Here is a 20,270-nt window from a genome sequence, read left to right as displayed (position 1 = left end):
GCCGGCAGCCTGAGACCACCGGGGCAGCCCGTAGAGTTTCTGGCGCCCCAGGAATCGAGAGCGGATGAGGGTTTTGTTTGCCGCCGCGGAGTGCGCTCCGATGATCAAGGTGGGGGGCATGGGCGATGTGGTGGGCTCCCTGCCACCAGCCCTGGCGGCCCTGGGCCACGACGTGCGCATCATCCTGCCGGGCTACGGCAAGTTGTGGAGTCGCCTGAAGATTCCCGCCGAGCCGATGTGGCGCGGCCACGCCATGGGCACCGATTTCGCCATCTACGAAACCCGCCATCCCAGCAGCGGCCTGCCCATCTATCTGGTGGGTCATCCGGTGTTCGATCCGGAGCGCATCTACGGCGGTGAAGACGAAGACTGGCGCTTCACCTTCTTCGCCAACGCCACGGCTGAATTCGCCTGGAACAGCGGCTGGAAACCCCAGGTTCTCCATTGCCACGACTGGCACACGGGCATGATTCCGGTGTGGATGCACCAGGACCCCGAAATCAGCACGGTGTTCACCATCCACAACCTGCGTTACCAGGGCCCCTGGCGCTGGAAGCTGGATCGCATGACCTGGTGTCCCTGGTACATGCAGGGCGACCACACCATGGCCGCGGCCCTGCTCTACGCCGACCGGGTCAACGCCGTCTCGCCCACCTATGCGATGGAGATCCGCACGCCCGAATACGGCGAGCGCATCGACGGCCTGCTCAACTTCATCAGCGGCAAGTTGCGCGGCATCCTCAACGGCATCGACACCGCGGACTGGGATCCGGCCACCGACCCCACCCTGCCGGAACCCTTCTCGGCCGACGACCTCTCCGGCCGCAGCGCCAGCAAACGGCTGCTGCAGGAACGGATGGGGCTGACCGTGAGTCCCCGCACCTACCTGATGGGCATGGTGAGTCGCCTGGTGGATCAGAAAGGGGTCGACCTGCTGCTGCAGGTGGCGGACCGGGTGCTGGCCTACAGCGACAGCCAGTTCGTGGTGCTGGGCACCGGCGACCGCGCCCTGGAATCGGGGCTGTGGCAGATGGCCGCCCGCCACCCCGGCCGCTTCGCCGTGTTCCTCACCTACGACGATGCCCTCTCGCGCCTGATCTATGCGGGCAGCGACGCCTTCCTGATGCCGAGCCGCTTCGAACCCTGCGGCATCAGTCAGATGCTGGCCATGCGCTACGGCTCGATTCCGGTGGTGCGCCGCGTCGGCGGGCTGGTGGACACCGTGCCCCCCAACGACCCCACCGCCGGCACCGGCACGGGCTACGGCTTCGATCGCTACGAAGCGATCGACTTTTACACCACGATCGTGCGCTCCTGGGAGGCCTACCGCAACGAGCCCAGCTGGCAGGAGCTGCAACGCCGGGCCATGGCCACCGACTTCAGCTGGAACCGCTCGGCCCTGGACTACGACGCCATGTACCGCGAGGTCTGCGGCTTCAAGGAGCCCACCCCCGACGCCGCCCAGGTGGAGCGCTTCTCCCAGGGCCAGGGGGCCGACCCCAGCCTGTTGCACGACGAGCCCAGGCCGGACGTGGTCACCAAGGAACCACCGCCAGCCCCGCGCCCCCGCAACCCCCTGGCCCTGCTGCGTCGCCGCAACGACTCCTGAGCCCGCTGCCCGTGTCCGGCGCCCATGGCTGATCCGGTTCCGCCCCCTTCCGACCTGCCGGCGCCCTACGCCAGTCCCTGGGGCCAGCTCGGCAACGCCGTGCGGGCCGTGCTGGCGTCCCTGCGCCTGAAGCTGCGCGAACTTTGGCGGCGCAACCGGGAGGGGGACCTGTCGGTGCCGGGCTTCTGGCCCCAGGGCCTGGCCCCCCTGTTCTGGCCTTTGGTTCTGGCGGCCCTGCTGGCACTCGCCCTGGCCCTGGCGGGACAGGTCTGGCGCGGGCTGTCCCACCGGGTGGTGCGGGCGCCGGGTGAAGCTGCCGTTTCACCGCCGCCGGCCCCGGCAGCCCAGCAGAAGTCTCCACCCATCGCGGCGCCAACCATGGAGGCCCCGCCCCCCATGGCCGTTCAGGAGCCCATGCCCGTGGCGGAGCCGGAGACACCACCGCCCCTGGAGCTCGATCCCCTCCTGGCCCTGCTGGCCCAGGACGATCCCGACCATCTGATCGCCTCGGTCCATCCGGTGCCCGCCGAGGGCCGGCTGGTGCTGACCATGGCGCCGGCCTACACCGGCCTGGGCGAAGCGAGTCGTCGGCGCTGGGCGGAGCGCTGGCAGCAGCGCGCCCTGGTCCTCGGTTACGAGCGGCTGGAGCTGGTGGACGGCCAACAGCGGCTGCTGGCCCGCAGGGCCCTGGTGGGCTCCGGCATGATCCTGCTCGATCCCGGTGCCCCAGGCTGATGCCGCTGCCGTTCGCGTCCTTGCGCCAGCTGTGGGGTGAGCCCCTGATGGCCCCCGGAACCATCGCACCGGAAGGCTTCGCCGGCGTGAGCACCGACAGCCGCGGCGCGCTGGCCGGCGCCCTGTTCGTGCCCCTGGTGGGGGAACGCTTTGACGGGCACCGCTTCCTGGCTGAGGCCTTCGCCGCCGGGGCGGCGGCGGCCGTGGTGCAGCGGGATCGCCTGGCCGATGACAGCGTGACGGAGCTGGTGGCCAGTGGCAACGGGCCCATCTGGCTGGTGGAGGACACGCTGGTGGCCTACCAGCAACTGGCCCTGCTGTGGCGGCGACAGCTGGGGTTGCCGGTGGTGGCGGTGACCGGCTCGGCGGGGAAGACCACGACCCGGGAACTGATCAAGGCAGCCCTGGGCTCCCTGGGGCCGGTGGTGGCCAGCAGCGGCAACGAAAACAATGACGTGGGGGCGCCCCTCACCCTGCTGAAGGCCGACGAGGCCACGGCGGCCCTGGTGGTGGAGATGGGCATGCGCGGCCTGGGGGAGATCGATCGCCTCACCCGCGCTGCCGCACCGGATGTGGCCGTGATCACCAACATCGGCACCGCCCACATCGGCCGCCTGGGCAGCCGCGAGGCCATCGGCCAGGCCAAATGCGAGATCACCGCCGGCCTGGGACCGGACGGGGTGCTGGTGATTCCGGCCGGGGATCCCCTGCTGGAGCTCTCCCTGGCACGGGTCTGGGGGGGCCGGGTGATGCGGATCGCCCTGGAGGACGAACGGGCTGGGTTCCCCGCCGGGACACCGGCGCCGGACCTGGTGGGGCGGCTGGAGGCTGGACGCCTCAACCTGGCGGGCGGGCCGAGCCTGCGGCTGCCCCTGGAGGGGCGCCACAACGCCCGCAACCTGCTGCTGGCGGTGGCGGTGGCCCAGGAGCTGGGCGTGCCGGCCACGGCCCTCGTCGACCTGGTGGTGGAGCTGCCGGGGGGGCGTTCCCGACGCTGGAGCCTGGGCGGGGTGGACCTGCTCGATGAGACCTACAACGCCTCGCCGGAGGCGGTGCTGGCGGCCCTGGATCTGCTGGCCGCCAGCGGCAGCGCAGCGGGGGGCCGTGGCTATGCGGTGCTGGGCACGATGCTCGAGCTGGGGGACCGCAGCCTGGAGCTGCATCGGCAAGTGGCGGCGCGGGCCCGGGAGCTGGGCCTCGACGGGCTGCTGATCGTGGCCACCGGAGAGGAGGCGCAGGCGATGGAGGCTGCCGCCACCGGGCTGCCGCGGCTGGCGCGGGCGGCCACGCCCGAGGAGGCGGCCAAGGTGCTGCTCGACTGGCTGCAACCGGGGGATCGGGTGCTGCTCAAGGCCAGCCGCGGCGTGGCGCTGGAGCGGGCGATTCCCCTGCTGCAGGCCGCCTTCGCCCCAACGGCTTGAAGCCCAGGCTCTGGCCCCCCAGGATGGGGCTCGCAGCGCCCCCGTCCCGATGGTGAAACCCGTCTTCGTGACCACCACCTTCACGATCGAGGGCTACACGATCACCGCCTACCGGGGGCTGGTGCGCGGCATCGTCGTGCGCTCCCCCACCCTGGTGCAGGGCTTCCTGGGCGGACTCAAGCAGATCGTGGGCGGCCGGATCGGGGCCTACACCGAGATGTGCGAGCAGGCCCGGGAGCAGGCCTACGCGCAGATGATCCAGCACGCCAGGGCCCTGGGGGCCAACGCGATCGTCGGCACCCGCTACGACGGATCGGAGGTGCAGGGCGGCACCGCCGCCGCCACCGAAGTGCTCTGCTACGGCACCGCCGTGGTGGTGGAACCTCGGCCCAGCAGCAGCGGCAGCAGCGCATAGAGGAGCAGCAGGGCCAGATACACGGCGCCGGAGACCAGGGCGAAACAGGTGGCGGCGGCGCGCAGGATCCCCATGGCAGCGACAGGGCGGCACGGCCATGCTCGGCCCTGTGCCGCCTCTCCGTCGTCCGTATCCGATTCTGGATAGGCAGCAGGAGTCGTCCGATGCCTTTCCCAGCCAACTCGGTCCGGCTCCTGGCGGCCTGGGCCGGAAGCACCGTCGTCGCGGCCGCGTTCCTGACGGGGGCGTCGCTGCCCCTGGCGGCGGCCCCCCAGACCCCGCCGCTGCAGGGCACCAGCTGGCAGCTGGTGGGGATCCAGTCGATGGATGACGTCCAGGGCCTGCGGCGCCCGGGGGACGCGTCCCGCTACACCCTCTCGCTTCAGGCCGATGGCCGGGCGGTCCTGCAGCTCGACTGCAACCGCGCCTCGGGCAGCTGGCGGGTGGAGCCCAGCGCCGACCCCGGCAACGGCGGCTTCCGCTTCGGCCCCCTGGCCAGCACCAAAGTCCTGTGCCCGGCTCCCAGCCTGGGGGAACCCCTGGCCCGCCAGCTCCCCTACGTGCGGGGTTACCTGCTGCGGGACGGCCGGCTGAACCTGAGCCTGCTGGCCGATGGCGGCATCCTGATCTGGGAACCGCGCCCCTGATCGGCCCAACGCAACCGTTTCAGCTTTCGCTTTCCAGTCGCCACTGCAGCACCTGGCCGGCATGGAAGGGCACCAGGTTCGTGGCGGCGCCGTCGGCGGCGTTGCCGTGCAGACGCGGCGGCACCGTATGGGGCTCCCGCACCAGGGTGATTGTCCCCTCATTGAGGGGAAGCCCGTAGAACGCGGGTCCATGCAGGCTGGCGAAGGCCTCCAGGCGATCCAGGGCCCCCTCCTGCTCGAACACCGCCGCGTAGCTCTCCAGGGCGTAAGGAGCGTTGTAGATGCCCGCGCAGCCGCAGGCGCTTTCCTTGGCCGAGCGGGGGTGGGGGGCCGAATCGGTGCCCAGGAAAAAGCAGGGCTCCCCCGAGGTGGCCGCCTCGCGCAGGGCCAGCCGGTGCCGTTCGCGCTTGGCCACCGGCAGGCAGTAGAAGTCCGGTCGCAGGCCGCCCTGGAACATGGCGTTGCGGTTGATGTGCAGGTGATGAGGGGTGATGGTGGCGGCCAGGTTGGCGCCCCCCCGACGCACGAAGGCGACGGACTCGGCGGTGGTGATGTGCTCCAGCACCACCTTCAGGCAGGGATGGCGCGACAGGAGCGGCGCCAGGTGGCGCTCGATGAACACGGCTTCGCGATCGAAGATGTCGATCTCCGCGTCCGTCACCTCGCCGTGGATGAGCAGGGGCATGCCGATCCGCTCCATCGCGGCCAGCACCGGCTCGATCCGCGCCATGTCGGTGACGCCGGCGGCGGCGTTGGTGGTGGCATGGGCCGGGTAGAGCTTGCAGGCGGTGAAGACCCCCTCGCGGTGGCCGCGCTCGATCTCGGCCGGATCGATCGTGTCGGTGAGGTAGGCGGTGAGCAGGGGGGTGAAACGGCTGCCATCCGGCAGGGCCGCCCGGATCCGGGCGCCGTAGGCCTCGGCCGCCGCCACCGTGGTGATCGGCGGGCTGAGATTCGGCATCACGATCGCCCGGGCGAAGCTCCGGGCCGTGGCCGGGGCCACCAGCTGCAGCAGGGCGCCGTCGCGCAGGTGCACATGCCAGTCGTCGGGGCGCCGCAGCCGCAGCTGCCCGACAGGGAGAGGCGCTGGCAACGGGGAAGGGGATCTCACCTGGAAATGAGCCTGTCAGCAGCGCCGGTGACCAGGTAACCGCTCAGGGCCAGGAGCAGCACGCTCAGGCAGAAGAAGGCCAGGGAGGGACCGTCGTTGATCGGCATGGTGAGCATGGCCTTGAAGGCGGACACGATCAACGCCACCACCAGCACCTTGACCAGCTTCTCCTTCAGTTGGTCGAGGTTGCGGATGTCCAGCAGGCCACCACCCCCCTGGTCGTGCTCCCGGGCCGCCTCGATTGGGGAAATCAGCAACTCATAGACCCCGTAACCGAAGATCAGCAGGGCGATGCCGATCAGATAGAGATCGATCCCCGAGACGATCGCCCCCAGCAGCTCGGCCGCAAACTCCTTATTGAGCTGATCGCCCTTGCCGAAAGCGGCGAGGGCCTTGCCGATCTCGAGCGTGCCCAGCACGAAGGACACGACCGTGCTCACCAGGCTCATGATCACCGGCAGGATCGCAATCAGCCGCAGGCGCCACAGCAGCCTTTCGAAGCGATGCTCCATCCGCTTGAAGCGGCCCTTGAGCGAAGAAGCCATGCGGCGGGGATGCAATCGGACAACCCTAGGCAGCGCATTGTTCCTAGACATCCACCCATCGGCCAAGCCGGTAACGGTTCAGCGCTGCGGGGGCCCCAGCAGAAACACCACCGCCATCGCCAGATAGCCCAGGGCCCAGGGGGTGCCGCTGCCCCAGCCAGGGTCCAGCACCGTGTCGGCCAGGGTGAAACTCCAGGCGTGGATCAGACCCAGCCAGGAGGCGGCCGCCGCCACCAGGGCGCAGAGGGCGGCGGCGCGGAAGCGCTGCTCGATCACGTACACCAGCATCGCCGCCAGCAGCATCGCCGCCAGGATCTGGCCCTGCTCCAGGGCGAAGGCACCCGCGGCCCACACATCTGCCTGTTGCAGGGGCAGCAGCAACTGGGGGCCAAAGGGGTTGGCCGGGGTGCCGCTGCCCCCGGCCCGCAACCCCGCCTTCAGCATCAGGGAGCCCCAGCCCGCCAGGCCGGGCAGCAGACCCAGGGCCACGGCGGGGGCATGGGCCGGCGGTGTGGCCTGGAAGGCCTGGGCCGCCATCACCAGGGCGATGTAGAGCACGATCGCCATGCCGGCCTCGATCGGCACCAGTTGGCCCACCACGCCGAACAGCCCCAGCAGGCAGCCCAGGCCCATCACCAGGCCGTTGAGCCAGGAGTAGCCGATGCGGGCCCCCATGCCCTTCCAACCGGGGTGGCCGATGTAGATGGTGGTGGGGAAGCAGGAGCCCAGCAGGGCGGCCGCGACCGTGCCGATGCCGTTGATCAGCAGCGAGCTCTTCACCGGATAGGCATCGCCGGCTGCCTCGGCGCTTTCCAGGTTCTGCAGCGACCCCAGCAGGTTGAACAGACCCATCGGCACCGTCACCCCCAGCCAGGGCAGCAGGTCGTCACGGCCCTCCCAGAGGGCACCGAGGCGGGGGACGGGCAGGTGCAGTCCCACCTGGGCGATGTTGCTCTGCCATGTGGGGCCATCCAGCCGCAGCAGGCCCGTGACCGCGGCCAGGACGATGCCCACCAGCACCGCCAGAACGCCCCCCGGCAGCGGCAACCGGGCCTGGCCGAAGTAGGCCAGCAGGATCACCGCCAGCACCGCCAGCCCCACCACCGGCACGGCATAGGTGCGCAGCAGGAAACCCAGGCCGATGTAGCCCAGGGCGATGCCGGCCAGGGTGGAGAGCAGGGCCGCCCGGGGCAGCCAATGGCGCAGGGGGGCCACCAGGAAGGCGCCACCCGCCTCGATCAGCCCCGAGCCCAGGCAGGCCAGCAGGCCGGCACGCCAGGAGAGCTGGGCGGCCTCCAGTGGATCCAGACCCTGCCCCACGGCCGCCAGCTTCACCGGCAGCATCACCAGGAACACGTAGGCGAACAGGCTGACCGTGTTGATGCCATAGGGCAGGGCGGTGCGGTCGTCCCTGCCCTCGCGTCGCCCCAGCCGGTGCGCCTGCACGGCGTAGGCCAGGTTGCCCACCACCAGGCTGATGCCGGTGGCCGGCAGGATCGTGGCAAAGATCAGCTCATCGGGGTAGCCCAGCACGCCGCGGCACAGGCCCACGATCAGCAGGATCTGGATGAGGTTGTCGAGGCCCAGCCCGAGGAAGCCGTCCAGGTCGCCGCGCACCCACCAGCGGGGGGCCGGCTGCCGGCCGGGTGCGGTGAGCTCAGCCACGGGGCAGCTCCGCCGGCACCCGGTCTGGAAACAGCACCCCATCGAGGTGATCGCACTCGTGCTGCACCACCCGGGCATGGAAGCCCTCCACCTCCCGCTCGAAAGCCTGCCCCTGGCCGTCGAAGCCCCGATAGCGCAGGCGGCGCCAGCGGGGCACCCGGGCGCGCCAGAGCGGCACGCTCAGGCAGCCCTCCCAGGCGTCGTCGTCGATCGCCGCATCAAGGGGCGTGAGCACGGGATTGATCAGCACCGTCTCCGGGATGGGCGGCGCCTCCGGGTAGCGGGGGTTGTGGGTGATGCCGAAGATCACCACCCGCAGGGGCACGCCGATCTGGGGGGCCGCCAGGCCGGCGCCCGCGTTGGCGACCATGGTGTCGCGCAGGTCGTCGAGCAGGGCCGGCAGGGCGGGGTCGTCGAACCGTTCCACCGGCGCACTCACCTGGCGCAGGCGGGGATCTCCGATGGTGAGCACGTCACGGACGGCCATGGGAGCCTCAGGATCGGTCCCACTGTGCCGCCTTCCGGCCGCCCCGTCCGTTCCATCCGCAGATGATGCTGCGATCGGCGGATCCATGGCCGTGAGCTCCCTGCGGGTGGTCGTGCTCTGCTGCGATGGCCTCTACCAGCGGCATCTGATCCGCCGGGCGGCAGAGGCGTTCACCCTGGTGGGGGTGGTGCTGCAGGTGTCGCCGCCGGCCAGCCGCAGCACGCTCTCCCGGCTGGCGAAGTATCGCCGGCCCCTGCGGCGGCTGCGCCAGCTGGTCGCCCGGGTGCTGCAGGGCGGCCCCACGACCGCCGCGGCGCCGCCCTGCAGCGGCAGCTGTTCCACCGGGAGGGCGCCCCGCCCGAGCTGCCGCCCGATGTGCCGGTGCTGGTGACGTCGGCCATCAACGAGGAGCACACCACCGACTTCCTTCGCCAGGTCGCCCCCGACATCGTCCTGGTGAACGGCACCCAGCTGCTGCGGGCCCCCGTGCTGGAGCTGATCCCCACCATCCGCCACGGCCTGATCAACCTGCACACCGGGCTGTCGCCCTATTCCCGTGGCGCCAACTGCAACCTCTACATGCTGATGGAGGGGCTTCCGGAGCTGGTGGGGGTGACGGTGCACCACATCGACCCCGACATCGATAGCGGCGACATCATCCTGTCGGCCCACGTGCCGATGGAGCCCGACGACGACGTCGAGACCATTGAGGTGCGCAGCTTCCAGGTGGGCATCGAGCTGCTGATCGAGGCGGCCCGCCGGCTCGAGGCCGGAACCGCCCCACGGGTGCCCCAGTGGGAGAAGGGCAAGCTGTTCCTGCGGCGCACCGGCTACGTCTACGAGCCCTGGCAGCGGCTGCTGGCCAACCGCCGCATCGCCCGGGGCCTGGTGCGCGACTACCTGGCCGACCAGCTACGCCGCGACGGGGCCGTGCGGGTGGTGCGGGGGGAGCAGCCATGAGCCGGCTGGGGCGAGCGGCCAACCGGGCGGCGGACCTGCTGTTCCTGCCGCCGTTGGATCGCCTCTGGCTGCGCCGCCTGCGGGGCAAGGTGCTGTGTCTGCTTTATCACCGGGTGGACGAGCCGGGCCGGGAGCCCTTCCTCGACCGCTTCGGGGTACCGCCGATCCCCGCCGCCGCGCTGGCCGCGGAACTGGGCGTCCTGCGGCGCCACGGCGCCCGCTTCCTCACCTACGCCGATCTGCGGGCCGGCCGCTTCCCCAGCGGCTCCGAGATCGAAGTGTTCGTCAGCTTCGATGACGGCCTGCGCTGCAACTACGAGGAAAGGCTGGAGGTGCTGCAGGCGCTGGGTCTGCCCGCCGTGTTCTTTCAGTCGTCCGGGATGCTCGCCGGCGGGGAGCTGGTCTGGGAGCACGCCCTTTACTGGTATGGGGCCCACCCCACCCTGGCGCCCCGGCTGGAGGAGCTGGCCCGCCAGCGGCTGGAGCTGTCGGCCGATCTGGGGGGGCGGCCCTGATCGCCCGGCTGCGGGATGGCACCCCCGTGGCCCTGGTGCGGGAACTGCTTTCGGAGCTGGCGGAGCGCTGGGGCACGGCCGGCGAGCTGGCGGCGGCGGCCGATCGCCTCTACCCCAGCGAAGCCCAGCTGCGCCGGGCCCGGGATGCCGGCCACGAGATCGGCAGCCACGGCCACCACCACGATCCCCGCTGCAACATCAGCTCGGCGGAGTTCGAGCAGGAACTGGTCCGATCCAGCGCCGTCCTCGGCCGGATGCTGGGGCAGGCGCCCCGGTCGTTCTCCTATCCCTTCTACAGCCATCTGCCCGGCGACATGGAGATCTGCGGCCGCCACTTCCTCCAGGTGGCCACCGTCGATGGGGCCCTGCTCACCCCCGCCACCCCAGCCCTGGCCCTGCCCCGCTTCACCTGGCCGGGGCCCCATGCCAACCCCCTGCGCCGCCGCCGCTGGCTCTGGACCGGAACGCTGGCCTGGCCAGGGAGATAGGGTCTGAAGACCTTCCACGTTGCGATGGCCTGGCCCCTGGCCTTTTTCGACGGGGCCATCAGCACCACCAGCCTGGAGTCCCTGCTCCACCACTGGGGCTACTGGGTGGTGTTCGGCGCCATGCTGCTGGAGAACGCCGGCCTGCCCCTGCCCGGTGAGACCGTCACCCTGCTGGGGGGCTATGCCGCCGGCAGCGGCCATCTCAATGTCTTCGGCGTGATGGCGGCGGCGGCCGGCGGCGCGATCCTTGGTGACAACCTCGGCTACTGGGTGGGCCGACGCGCCGGCTGGGGCCTGGTGCTGCGGGTGGGACACCTGCTGCGGCGCTCCCCCGAGCAGATGGAGTCCCTGCGAACCAGCTTCCTGCGCCATGCCGGCAAGTCGGTGCTGATCGGCAGATTCGTGGCGGTGCTGCGGGTGCTGGCCGGCCCCCTGGCCGGGGCCGTGCACATGCCCTACCGCCGCTTCGTGCTGTTCAACTGCCTCGGAGCAGTGCTCTGGGCGGGAACGATGGTGAGCCTGGCCTGGCTGGGCGGGCGCTGGATCCCCTTCGAGCGCATGGTGAGGGGGGTGGTGCAGTTCGGCCTCGGGGCCCTGGTGCTGGTGGTGGTGCTGTTGGCGATTCCCTCGCTGATCTCCCGTTTCGAGGAGCGTCAGCTGGAAGATGGGGCCGAAGAGAACCCCCCCTGATGCGATATCTGCACTATCTGCTTGTCCCCCTGGCCTGCTGCGCCGGGGGACTGGCGATCGTGCTCGGGCTGCAGGGTCTGGAAGCGGCCTGGATCACCCTGGTGCTGCTGCTGCTGGAGATCTCCCTCTCCTTCGACAATGCGGTGGTGAACGCCCGGGTGCTCGACAGGTTGACGCCCGGCCAGCAGCGCTTCTTTCTCACCTGGGGGTTGGTGATTCCCGTCTTCGGCGTTCGCTTTGCGGGCCCCCTGGTGATGGTCTCCCTGGCCGGTGGTGTCGGCATGGGCACCGCCCTCGATGCGGCCCTGCACCACCCGGAGCGCTACCGGGAACTGCTGGAGCTGGCGGAACCCAGGATCCTCGCCTTCGGCGGACTGTTCCTGCTGATGGTGTTCCTGCGCTATTTCTTCGACGAAGCCAAGACCCTTCACTGGTTCCGCCCCCTGGAACGCCGACTCAGCGCCGCCGGACGGGTGGAGGCGCTGGAGGTGGCCCTTGCCCTGATCCTGCTGCTGCTGCTCGTTGCCGCCCTGCCGGAGAGCCTGCGGGCCGAGGTGATGATCAGCGGCGTGATCGGCCTGGTCCTGCAGCTGCTCAGCAGCTCGCTGGGACAGGCCTTTGGCAATGAGGAGCAGGCGGGGCTCCGGCTGGCGGCCGGTGGTGGGCTGGCCAGCCTGCTTTATCTGGAGCTCCTCGATGCCTCCTTCAGCCTGGATGGCACCATCGGGGCCTTCGCCATCACCCAGAACCTGGGCCTGATCCTCACCGGCCTGGGTCTCGGAGCCCTGTTCATCCGCTCCCTCACCCTGATGCTGAGTCGGGAGAAGGCACTCGATCAGCTGGTGTTCCTGGAGCATGGCGCCCATTACGCCATCGGCGCCCTTGGGGTTCTGATGCTGACCAGCATCGTGCTGGCCCAGCACGATCTCCATCTGCCTGAATGGGTCACGGGGCTGATCGGCATCGGCATGCTGATCCTTTCCCTGACCGATTCGCTTCGGCAACGGGGGCGCCTGCGGCCCACGCCCTGAACCCGACGTTGCCCGCAGGACCTACAGGCCGAAGTGACGACAGATCAGCCAGGGCACCACCAGGGCCAGGCCGATCGTGAGCGGTGCCCCATAGCGGGCCATGTCAAGGAAGCGATAGCGACCAGGGCCGAACACCATCAGGTTGGTCTGGTAGCCGATCGGGGTGAGGAAGCTCTGGCTGGCGGCGAAGGTGATCGCGAAGATGAAGGCCATCGGCGGCATCGCCAGCCCCTTGGCCAGTTCGGTGGCGATAGGAATCAGCAGCACCACGGTGGTGCCGTTGCTGAGGGCCTCGGTGAAGACCTGTCCCAGCACGAACACCACCAGCAGCACCCCATAGGCGGGCCAGCCCTTGAGGGAGTGCAGCAGATCGGTGGCCAGGGCCTCGGCCAGGCCGGTCTTCTGCATGGCCACGCTGAAGCAGGAGAGGGAGCCCAGCAGCAGGATCACGTCCCAGCGGATGGAGCGCAGCAATTCACCGGAGCGCAGGCAGCCCGTGGCCACCATGGCCACCATCGCCAGCAGCACCGAGGCCATCAACGGCAGGATCTTGAGCATCGGCAGCAGGATCATCAGTGCACCGATCACCAGGGCGACGCGCTTGCGATCGGTGGTCGGCAGGTCCTTCTCGAGCTCGTCGAGCACCACCAGGTCGTTGTTGGCCTGCAGGCCGCGAATGGCGTCCACCGGGGCCTGCAGCAACAGCACGTCGCCGGCCTGCAGCACCACGCGGCCCAGCAGCTCACGCAGCACCTGGTTGCCCCGCCGCACCGCCAGCAGGGTGGCGTTGTAGCGCTGGCGAAAGCGCATGTCCCGCACGCTCGCCCCGGCCAGGGTGGAACCGTTGGGCAGCAGCACTTCCACCACCCGCTGGGGGGAGGTGGTCTCGCCGGCCAGTTCGCGCAGATCCTCCTCCTGCCCGCCGATCGGGGCGAGGGTGACGGTGTGCTCCTGCTGGAGGCGCAGCAGGTTGTCGCGGTTGCAGCGCAGAAGCAGCCGGTCGCCCCCCTGCAGGGTCAGGTCGGCCAGGGGGGCGCTGAAGCTGTCCTGGCCGCGGTGGAGCTCCAGCACGTCAACGTCGAAGCGCCGCTGCAGGCGGCTGTTGTGCAGCGACTGGCCGATCAGCTCGGACTGCTCAGGGATCAGCACGTCGGTGAGGTAGCCGTCACGGGTGAGACCGCCGAGCAGGTCCCCATCCCCCTGGCCGCGGTCGGGGAGAAACCGGTCGGAGACGACCAGCATGTACAGCCCCCCCAGAAGCCACACGGGGATGCCGATGGCCGTGAAGCTGAACAGCTCCAGGGAACCGAAGCCCAGCTGGCGGCTCACATCACTGGCCAGCAGGTTGGTGGAGGTGCCGAGCAGGGAGATGGTGCCGCCCAGCACGGTGGCGAACGACAGGGGCAGCAGCACTTTCGAGGGGGAAACCCCACGCCGGTGGCACCAGCCCTCGATCACCGGCAGCAGGGTGGCCACGATCGGGGTGTTGGGGATGAAGCCCGAGATGGGGGCCACCACCCCCACCAGCAGGGCGATCATCCGTTTGGGGCTGCGGACCGCATCGGAACCGATCAGGGCCCGCAACCGATCCAGGCCGCCACTGCGGAACAGGCCGGCGGAAACGGCGAACAGGCCCATCAGGGTGATCAGGGCGGGGCTGCCGAAACCCTGCACCGCCTCATCCGGCTTGAGCACCTTGAAGCTGACCAACAGGGCCGCTGCCAGCAGACCGGTCACCTCCGGGGCGAGCCACCCGGTGACGAACAGGACCATCGCTCCCACAAACACCGCCAGGGTGATCAGCCCTTCCGGTGTGGCGGCGACCGTGAGGAACGCTTGCATCGGGCCGTTCAGAGGTAGAAGCCGACCGTAGTGACGACACGGGTGCCGCGCTCGCGCAGGGCCCGCCGCAGGCGGATCGTCGACTGGTTGTGGAGCAGATTCTCCCAGCGGTGGCGGGTGACGAACACCGGCAGCACCACCATGCAGAAGGAGAGGCGACCCTTGTGGTGCTCGCGCTCGAAGCGCCGCACGAAGTCGACCACCGGGTCCACCAAGGAGCGGTAGGGGGACTCCAGCACCTCCAGCGGAACGTCCGGCAGCTGCCGACTCCACTGCTCGCGGAACTTCTCGGCGCGGCCGTCGCCGAGATCCACATGCACGGCCACCAGGTCGCTGGCGTTGCTGCGGGCAAAGCAGAGGGCCTCGAAGCTGCCGCGGTGCAGCTGGCCCACTAGAACGACTGTTGGAGTGCCACCTCCGTTCGGAGGCGAAGGCGGCAGTTTCAGTCGGACGTCGGAGCCCATCCGCAGCCGCTTCGACACATGGTTGTAGTGGGTGCGAATGCGCAGGTACAGCATCACCAGCAGCGGAATCGCCACCACCACCACCCAGGCCCCATGGGTGAACTTGCTGATCAGAAGAATCACCGCCACCACGGCGGTGATCGCGGCGCCGATCCCGTTGATCAGCGCCCTGGAGCGCCAGCCCCGGTCCTGCAGCTTCCACCAGTGCACCACCATCCCGGCCTGGGAGAGGGTGAAACTGATGAACACGCCCACCGCATAGAGGGGGATCAGGCGGCTGACGCTGCCATCCACGATCACCAGCAGCAGGCCGGCCAGGGCGCTGAGGGCAAAGATGCCGTTGCTGAACACCAGCCGGTCGCCCAGGGAGCAGAGCTGGCGCGGCAGGAAGCCGTCCTGGGCCAGGAAAGCGGCCAGCCTGGGGAAATCCGCATAGGCGGTGTTGGCGGCCAGCAGCAGGATCAGCAGCGTCGCCAGCTGCAGCACGAACAGCAGCGGCCCATCGCCGAAGATCCGCTCCCCCAGCTGATAGAGAAGCGTGGGACCGTTCTCCTCCACCACCAGGCCGCCCTGCTGGGCCAGGGCGCTGATGCCGCTGAACATCAGGGCCAGCATCAGCACCATCACCCCGAGCACCCGACGGGCGTTGCGCCACTCCACCGGCTTGAAGGCGGCGACGCTGTCGCTGATCGCCTCGATGCCGGTGAGGGCGGCGCAGCCGGAACTGAAAGCCCGCATCAGCAGCAGGGGGCCAATGGCCTGCAGCCCCTGGGTGCCCTGGTGGGCCGCCGCCAGCAGCCGTTGCTGCTCCGCCAGAGGCAGGGGGGGGAGCTGGCCCAGCCCCGTCTTGATGAACCCGGCCACCAGCAGGGTGACGACGGCGCCCATGAACAGAAAGGTGGGCAAGCTCAGAAACCTGGCGCTGGAGCTCACCCCCCGCAGGTTGGCGAGCATCACCAGCAGCACCGCCAGCAGGCAGAGGGGCACCCGCGCCGGAGCCAGACCAGGGAAATAGGAGGTGAGGGCGGCGATACCGGCGGCCACGCTCACCGCCACCGTCAGCACGTAGTCGATCGAGAGAGAGGCACCCGCCACCAGGCCTGCCGTCTGGCCGAGGTTCTGCTGCGAGACCCGGTAGGAACCGCCACCGTGCGGATAGGCCTTGATCGTCTGCCGGTAGCTGCTGGCCACGATCAGCATCAGCCCCACAATCAGCACGGTGATCGGCAGGGTGAACGGCAGGGCCGCCGCACCACCCATCCCCAGCACCAGCACGATCTCCTGGGTGGCGTAGGCCACCGAGGAGAGGGCGTCGGAGCTGAGAATCGCCAGGGCCTCGGCGTTGCTGTAGCGCTCTTCGTGATGGGCGCTGGTGGGCAGGGGGGTGCCGATCAGCCGACGCCGCAGGTTGTCAAGGATGAGCATGCGACTTCAGCTCTTCCGCTGGATGAATTAGGACGCTAGGTCTGAATCCCTTCGTCACCACAACGTGGCAGGGGGACTTGAATGCCGTCTGGGCAACTGCGTGCCATGGCACAACCTTCGCTGCTCAGCACCCTCCTGATCCTGCTGATCGGCGTGCTGCTGGCCCGCCTCTCGGAAAGCTGGATGGCACGCCTGGCCGTGCCGGCGATCATTCTGGAGCTAGTCATGGGCTTCGTCCTGGGCAACACCGTGGTGCCGTTCGAGGCGATGGCGCCCCTGAGCGGCCTCACGGAGCTGGGGGTGCTCACCCTGTTCTTCCAGGTGGGCCTGGAAGTGCGCGGCGACCTGCTCAGCTCCCGCCGTGCCGCCATCCTGCGCACGGTGGCGCTGAGCTTCTGCACACCGCTGCTGGCGTTCTGGCCCCTCAGGAGTCTGTTCGACCTCTCCATTCCCACCACCCTCCTGTGCCTGGCGGTGCTGAGCGCCACCGGCACCGGTGTGACCCTGCGGGTCCTCGCCCAGCGGGGTGCCATCCAGACCCCCTCGGGTCGGATGCTGGTGGGCGTGTCGGTCCTCGATGATCTGCCGGCCATCGCCCTGCTGGCGATCGCCACCGCCAGCGCGGGCCTGCGGCTGGGAACCCACGGGATCGGCTGGGCCGGTCCGCTGCTGGGGGTGCTGCTGGCGGTGCTGAGCTGGCTGGCGGTGGCGCACTGGAGCCGGCATCACAGCCGCAGGCCCGCCAGTGCTCTGTCGATCCTGATGCTGCTGATCGGTTCGGCCTGGGTGGGCGAGGCCTGCGGCCTGACCAGCCTGCTGGGGGCCCTCTGGGGGGGGGTGCTGATGGCCCGGCTGGGGCCGGTGGAGGGGGAGGTTCAGCGGGTGCTGACCGTGCTCTCGGAGGTGTTCCTGCCGCTGTATTTCATCAGTGTGGGGATGCGCATCAGCGCCGGCACCCTGCTGCAGCCGGCGGCCTGGAGCCTGGCGGCGGCCCTGATCGTGATGGCCGTGCTCAGCAAGCTGGCCTGCGGCCTGGGCATCGACCGCAACGACAGGCGGGAGGGCGTCGACCGCTGGCTGGTGGTGTTCGGCCTGATCCCCCGCGGCCTGCCGGGGCTGGTCTTTGCGACAACAGCACTGAACCAGGGCCTGATCGATGCGGTGCAGTTCTCCTCCCTTGTGCTGATGGTGACGCTCACCACCGTGGTGGGCCTGCTGCTGCTGGAGCGGCGGCTCAAACGCCTCGAGGCTGTTCCGCAAGAGGTGCACGAGGCTTGACCGGAACCGCCGCATCCTGTGACTAATGTTTGAGCGATTCGTGAACCGCTGCGTTGAACTCAGCCACCACCGTGAGCCCCTGGCACGCCCTGGCACCTGAGGAGTGCCTCAAGGGTCTGGAGGCCAGCGCCGACGGCCTGAGCACGGCCCAGTGCGCCGAACGGCTGGCCAGGGTGGGGCTGAACCGGCTGGAACTCAAGGCCGGACGCAGCAACCTGCGCATCCTCTGGGATCAGTTCAGCAACGTGATGCTGATCATGCTGCTGGCCGTGGCGGCGGTCTCGGCCGGTGTGGCCTATGCCGCCCAGCGGTTCCCCAAGGATGCGATCGCCATCGTGCTGATCGTGGGCCTCAATGCCCTGCTCGGCTATCTGCAGGAAAGCCGAGCCCAGCAGGCGCTTCAAGCCCTGCGCGACATGGCCCAGCCCCTGGTGACCGTGCGTCGCGATGGCATCTGGGAACGGCTGCCCAGCGAGCAGCTGGTGCCCGGGGACCTGATCCGGGTGGAAGCCGGCGACCGGGTACCGGCCGATGCCCGCCTGCTGGAGGTGGCCGAGCTGGGCCTGCGGGAGGCGGCCCTCACCGGCGAGGCCGAAGCGGTGAACAAGCTGGCCGTCCTGGTGCTCGAACCCACCACGCCCGTCCTGGAGCGCCAGAACTGCCTGTTCCAGGGCACTGAGGTGGTGCGCGGCCGCGGTCTGGCGGTGGTCAGCGCCACGGGCATGCAGACCGAACTGGGCAAGATCGCCGAGATGATCAACACGGCGGGTGGGGAGACCACACCGCTGCAGGAACGGCTCGATGGTCTGGCCAACGTGCTGGTCGGCTCCGCCCTGGCCCTGGTGGCCGTGGTGGTGCTGCTGGGCTGGCTGATGGGCCAGAAGCTGCTCGATCTGCTGGAAGTGGCCCTGTCGATGGCGGTGGCGATCGTGCCGGAAGGACTGCCGGCGGTGATCACCGTCACCCTGGCCATCGGCACCCAGCGCATGGTGCAACGCGCCGCCCTGATCCGCCGCCTACCGGCGGTGGAGGCCCTGGGTTCGGTCACGGTGATCTGCACCGACAAGACCGGCACCCTCACCCTCAACCGCCAGGTGGTGCAGGAGCTGCGCAGCGGCACCACGGCGCTGGCGGTGAGCGGCAACGGCTACGAGCCCCACGGCGCCTTCCACGCCACCGAACTCACCCCCCCCGCCGGTGGGGCTGCCGGTCTGGCCCCGGGCAGCCGGAATCTGCTGCTCCAGGCCGGTGTCCTCTGCAGCGACGCCGAACTCAAACAGGAACCCGATGGTCGCTGGGAAATCCTCGGCGATCCCACCGAAGGGGCCCTGGTGGTGGCGGCCGCGAAGGCCGACCTGGATGGTTTCGCCCTGCGCAGCCACTTCAAGCGGGACGCCGAGATCCCCTTCAGCTCCGAGCGCCAGCTGATGGCCGTCTGGGTGAACGACCCCGACGGCAGCCTGCAGGCCCCCCTCGGGGACACGGCGGCCGGCTCCACCACTTTGATGATCAGCAAGGGGGCCCCCGAGGTGATTCTCGGCACCTGTGACCGCTGGCTCGACGCCTCCGGTGTGGCGGCCCTCAGCGAGGACCAGCGCCAGTGGTGGCTGGAGCAGGCCAGGGATCTGGCCGCCTCCGGCCTGCGGGTACTCGCCTTCGCCTGCGCCCCCCACCACCCCAGCCCCGAGCACGAACTGGAGCACCAGGTGCTGCTGGGGCTGATGGCCCAGCTCGATCCCGCCCGTCCCGAGGTGGCCGAGGCGGTGGCGCGCTGCCGGGAGGCCGGCATCCGCCCGGTGATGATCACCGGCGACCACCCCCTCACAGCCCGGGCCATCGGCGTCAACATCGGCCTGGTGGACCCCGGCGCCGAGGTGGTTCTGGGCCGGCAGCTGGAGGAGGCTGATTCCGAGGCCCTGGCCGCGATCGTCGCCCGCTGCAACGTCTTTGCCCGGGTGCCGCCCGAGCAGAAACTGCGCATCGTCAAGGCCTTCCAGGGCCTTGGTCAAGTGGTGGCCATGACCGGCGACGGCGTCAACGACGCCCCGGCCCTGAAGCAGGCCCACATCGGGGTGGCCATGGGCATCACCGGCACCGAGGTCAGCAAGGAGGCCTCCGACATGGTGCTGCTCGACGACAACTTCGCCACGATCGTCAACGCCGTGGAGCAGGGCCGGCTGGTGTATGCCAACATCCGCCGCTTCATCAAGTACATCCTCGGCAGCAACGTGGGTGAACTGATCACGATTGCCTCCGCCCCCCTGCTGGGGCTGGTGGGGGTGCCGATGACCCCCCTCCAGATCCTCTGGATGAACCTGGTGACCGACGGGGTTCCCGCCCTGGCCCTGGCCCTGGAGCCCGGGGAGGCCGGCCTGATGCAACGCCCCCCCGCCGAGCCGGGTGAATCGATCTTCGCCAGGGGCATCGGCAGCTACATCCTGCGCATCGGCGTGGTGTTCGCCGTCATCACGATCACGATGATGGTGCTGGCCTCCAGGGCCGGTGCTCCCTGGAAGACGATGGTGTTCACGATGCTGTGCCTGGCCCAGATGGGCCATGCCCTGGCGGCGCGCAGCGACCGTCCCCTGGTGCAGGTGAATCCCTTCACCAACCCCTGGCTGCTGGGAGCGGTGGTGTTCACCACCCTGCTGCAGTTGTCGCTGCTCTATGTGCCGGTGCTGGCGAAGTTCTTCGGCACCGTTCCCCTCTCGGCCCGTGATCTGGGCATCTGCGTGGGCTTCAGTCTGTTGTTCTTCCTCTACCTGGAACTGGAGAAGGTGTGGCGGATCTGGCGCCGTCGTCGCAGTGCCAACGCCTGAGCCCCGCACCGACCCCGGCCGACTGATCACGAGTGCTTGGTGAACCCATAGGTCTTTCCTTCCTGGAAAGGCCTCTGCTCGTCGCCTGGGATCTTAGTGTTCGCCACCACGCGGGCCATCTCC

Annotated in this window: 20 protein-coding genes; 13 read left to right on the top strand and 7 right to left on the bottom strand. The window is 69.7% G+C overall.

Annotated elements, in window-relative coordinates:
- Positions 1 to 64: 64 nt before the first annotated feature.
- Genes glgA through KBZ12_RS00770 form a run of 4 tightly spaced genes read left to right on the top strand, consistent with a single transcriptional unit; the run spans position 65 to position 4,180 of the window.
- Complete coding sequence (glgA, locus tag KBZ12_RS00785) at positions 65 to 1,609, top strand: glycogen synthase GlgA (protein ID WP_254955746.1); 1,545 nt, start codon at positions 65 to 67, stop codon at positions 1,607 to 1,609.
- Between the two features lie 24 nt (positions 1,610 to 1,633).
- A complete protein-coding gene (locus KBZ12_RS00780; RefSeq protein ID WP_254956031.1) occupies positions 1,634 to 2,344 on the top strand; it encodes a hypothetical protein in 711 nt (236 codons plus the stop codon).
- Positions 2,344 to 3,765: a UDP-N-acetylmuramoyl-tripeptide--D-alanyl-D-alanine ligase gene (gene murF / locus KBZ12_RS00775; protein ID WP_254955745.1), complete on the top strand. Its 1,422-nt coding sequence runs from the start codon at positions 2,344 to 2,346 to the stop codon at positions 3,763 to 3,765. Before KBZ12_RS00780 ends, murF begins: the two co-directional genes overlap by 1 nt.
- 49 nt (positions 3,766 to 3,814) lie before the next feature.
- Positions 3,815 to 4,180: a YbjQ family protein gene (locus KBZ12_RS00770; protein ID WP_254955744.1), complete on the top strand. Its 366-nt coding sequence runs from the start codon at positions 3,815 to 3,817 to the stop codon at positions 4,178 to 4,180.
- On the opposite strand, the gene KBZ12_RS00765 is transcribed toward KBZ12_RS00770, so the two are convergent.
- Positions 4,123 to 4,254: a hypothetical protein gene (locus KBZ12_RS00765; protein ID WP_254955742.1), complete on the bottom strand. Its 132-nt coding sequence runs from the start codon at positions 4,252 to 4,254 to the stop codon at positions 4,123 to 4,125. The genes KBZ12_RS00770 and KBZ12_RS00765 overlap by 58 nt on opposite strands.
- A gap of 90 nt (positions 4,255 to 4,344) precedes the next feature.
- On the opposite strand from KBZ12_RS00765, the gene KBZ12_RS00760 reads away from it, so the two are divergent.
- Entirely contained in the window at positions 4,345 to 4,827 is a 483-nt protein-coding gene (locus tag KBZ12_RS00760; protein ID WP_254955741.1) for an META domain-containing protein, read from the top strand.
- A 19-nt stretch (positions 4,828 to 4,846) separates the two neighbouring features.
- Here the strand turns inward: KBZ12_RS00760 and pyrC are convergent, their stop codons facing one another.
- From pyrC to def, 4 genes are all read right to left on the bottom strand, one after another.
- Complete coding sequence (gene pyrC, locus KBZ12_RS00755; protein WP_254955740.1) at positions 4,847 to 5,920, bottom strand: dihydroorotase; 1,074 nt, start codon at positions 5,918 to 5,920, stop codon at positions 4,847 to 4,849.
- Positions 5,921 to 5,934: 14 nt separating this feature from the next.
- Entirely contained in the window at positions 5,935 to 6,483 is a 549-nt protein-coding gene (locus tag KBZ12_RS00750; RefSeq protein ID WP_254955739.1) for a YqhA family protein, read from the bottom strand.
- 78 nt (positions 6,484 to 6,561) lie between these two features.
- Positions 6,562 to 8,190, bottom strand: coding sequence for an NCS2 family permease (locus tag KBZ12_RS00745; protein WP_254955738.1), 1,629 nt, complete (start codon positions 8,188 to 8,190; stop codon positions 6,562 to 6,564).
- On the bottom strand, positions 8,141 to 8,635 hold the full coding sequence (gene def / locus KBZ12_RS00740) for a peptide deformylase (protein ID WP_254955736.1): 495 nt from the start codon (positions 8,633 to 8,635) through the stop codon (positions 8,141 to 8,143). The genes KBZ12_RS00745 and def overlap by 50 nt, the downstream gene beginning before the upstream one ends.
- Positions 8,636 to 8,720: 85 nt before the next feature.
- Between def and KBZ12_RS00735 the strand changes: the two genes are divergently transcribed.
- The 6 genes from KBZ12_RS00735 to KBZ12_RS00710 are packed head-to-tail and all read left to right on the top strand — an operon-like array spanning position 8,721 to position 12,319.
- The gene (locus KBZ12_RS00735) at positions 8,721 to 9,026 is read left to right on the top strand and encodes a hypothetical protein (protein ID WP_254955735.1); all 306 of its coding nucleotides are present in this window, start codon (positions 8,721 to 8,723) and stop codon (positions 9,024 to 9,026) included.
- Positions 9,023 to 9,595 (top strand): formyl transferase, encoded by a 573-nt coding sequence (locus KBZ12_RS00730; RefSeq protein WP_254955732.1) that lies wholly within the window; start codon positions 9,023 to 9,025, stop codon positions 9,593 to 9,595. Before KBZ12_RS00735 ends, KBZ12_RS00730 begins: the two co-directional genes overlap by 4 nt.
- Positions 9,592 to 10,110 (top strand): hypothetical protein, encoded by a 519-nt coding sequence (locus tag KBZ12_RS00725; RefSeq protein WP_254955731.1) that lies wholly within the window; start codon positions 9,592 to 9,594, stop codon positions 10,108 to 10,110. The genes KBZ12_RS00730 and KBZ12_RS00725 overlap by 4 nt, the downstream gene beginning before the upstream one ends.
- Before the next feature lie 26 nt (positions 10,111 to 10,136).
- Positions 10,137 to 10,598: a polysaccharide deacetylase family protein gene (locus KBZ12_RS00720; protein ID WP_254955729.1), complete on the top strand. Its 462-nt coding sequence runs from the start codon at positions 10,137 to 10,139 to the stop codon at positions 10,596 to 10,598.
- 24 nt (positions 10,599 to 10,622) lie between these two features.
- Positions 10,623 to 11,288: a DedA family protein gene (locus KBZ12_RS00715; RefSeq protein ID WP_254955727.1), complete on the top strand. Its 666-nt coding sequence runs from the start codon at positions 10,623 to 10,625 to the stop codon at positions 11,286 to 11,288.
- Positions 11,288 to 12,319, top strand: coding sequence for a DUF475 domain-containing protein (locus tag KBZ12_RS00710; protein WP_254955726.1), 1,032 nt, complete (start codon positions 11,288 to 11,290; stop codon positions 12,317 to 12,319). The genes KBZ12_RS00715 and KBZ12_RS00710 overlap by 1 nt, the downstream gene beginning before the upstream one ends.
- A 21-nt stretch (positions 12,320 to 12,340) precedes the next feature.
- Here KBZ12_RS00710 and KBZ12_RS00705 read toward each other — a convergent pair whose 3' ends face one another.
- Both KBZ12_RS00705 and KBZ12_RS00700 read right to left on the bottom strand, forming a co-directional pair.
- Entirely contained in the window at positions 12,341 to 14,161 is a 1,821-nt protein-coding gene (locus tag KBZ12_RS00705; protein ID WP_254955723.1) for an SLC13 family permease, read from the bottom strand.
- Between the two features lie 8 nt (positions 14,162 to 14,169).
- Positions 14,170 to 16,050 carry an APC family permease gene (locus tag KBZ12_RS00700; RefSeq protein WP_254955722.1) on the bottom strand — a complete coding sequence of 627 codons (1,881 nt, stop codon included), beginning with the start codon at positions 16,048 to 16,050 and terminating at the stop codon, positions 14,170 to 14,172.
- 105 nt (positions 16,051 to 16,155) lie between these two features.
- Between KBZ12_RS00700 and KBZ12_RS00695 the strand changes: the two genes are divergently transcribed.
- On the top strand, positions 16,156 to 17,328 hold the full coding sequence (locus KBZ12_RS00695) for a cation:proton antiporter (protein ID WP_254955720.1): 1,173 nt from the start codon (positions 16,156 to 16,158) through the stop codon (positions 17,326 to 17,328).
- Positions 17,329 to 17,381: 53 nt separating this feature from the next.
- Entirely contained in the window at positions 17,382 to 20,147 is a 2,766-nt protein-coding gene (locus KBZ12_RS00690) for a cation-transporting P-type ATPase (protein ID WP_254955719.1), read from the top strand.
- Positions 20,148 to 20,270 lie beyond the last annotated feature (123 nt).

The organism is Cyanobium sp. Cruz CV13-4-11 (assembly GCF_024346055.1).
In the GTDB taxonomy this organism is placed as follows: domain Bacteria; phylum Cyanobacteriota; class Cyanobacteriia; order PCC-6307; family Cyanobiaceae; genus Cyanobium.
This window is presented reverse-complemented; position numbering and strand designations above follow the sequence as displayed.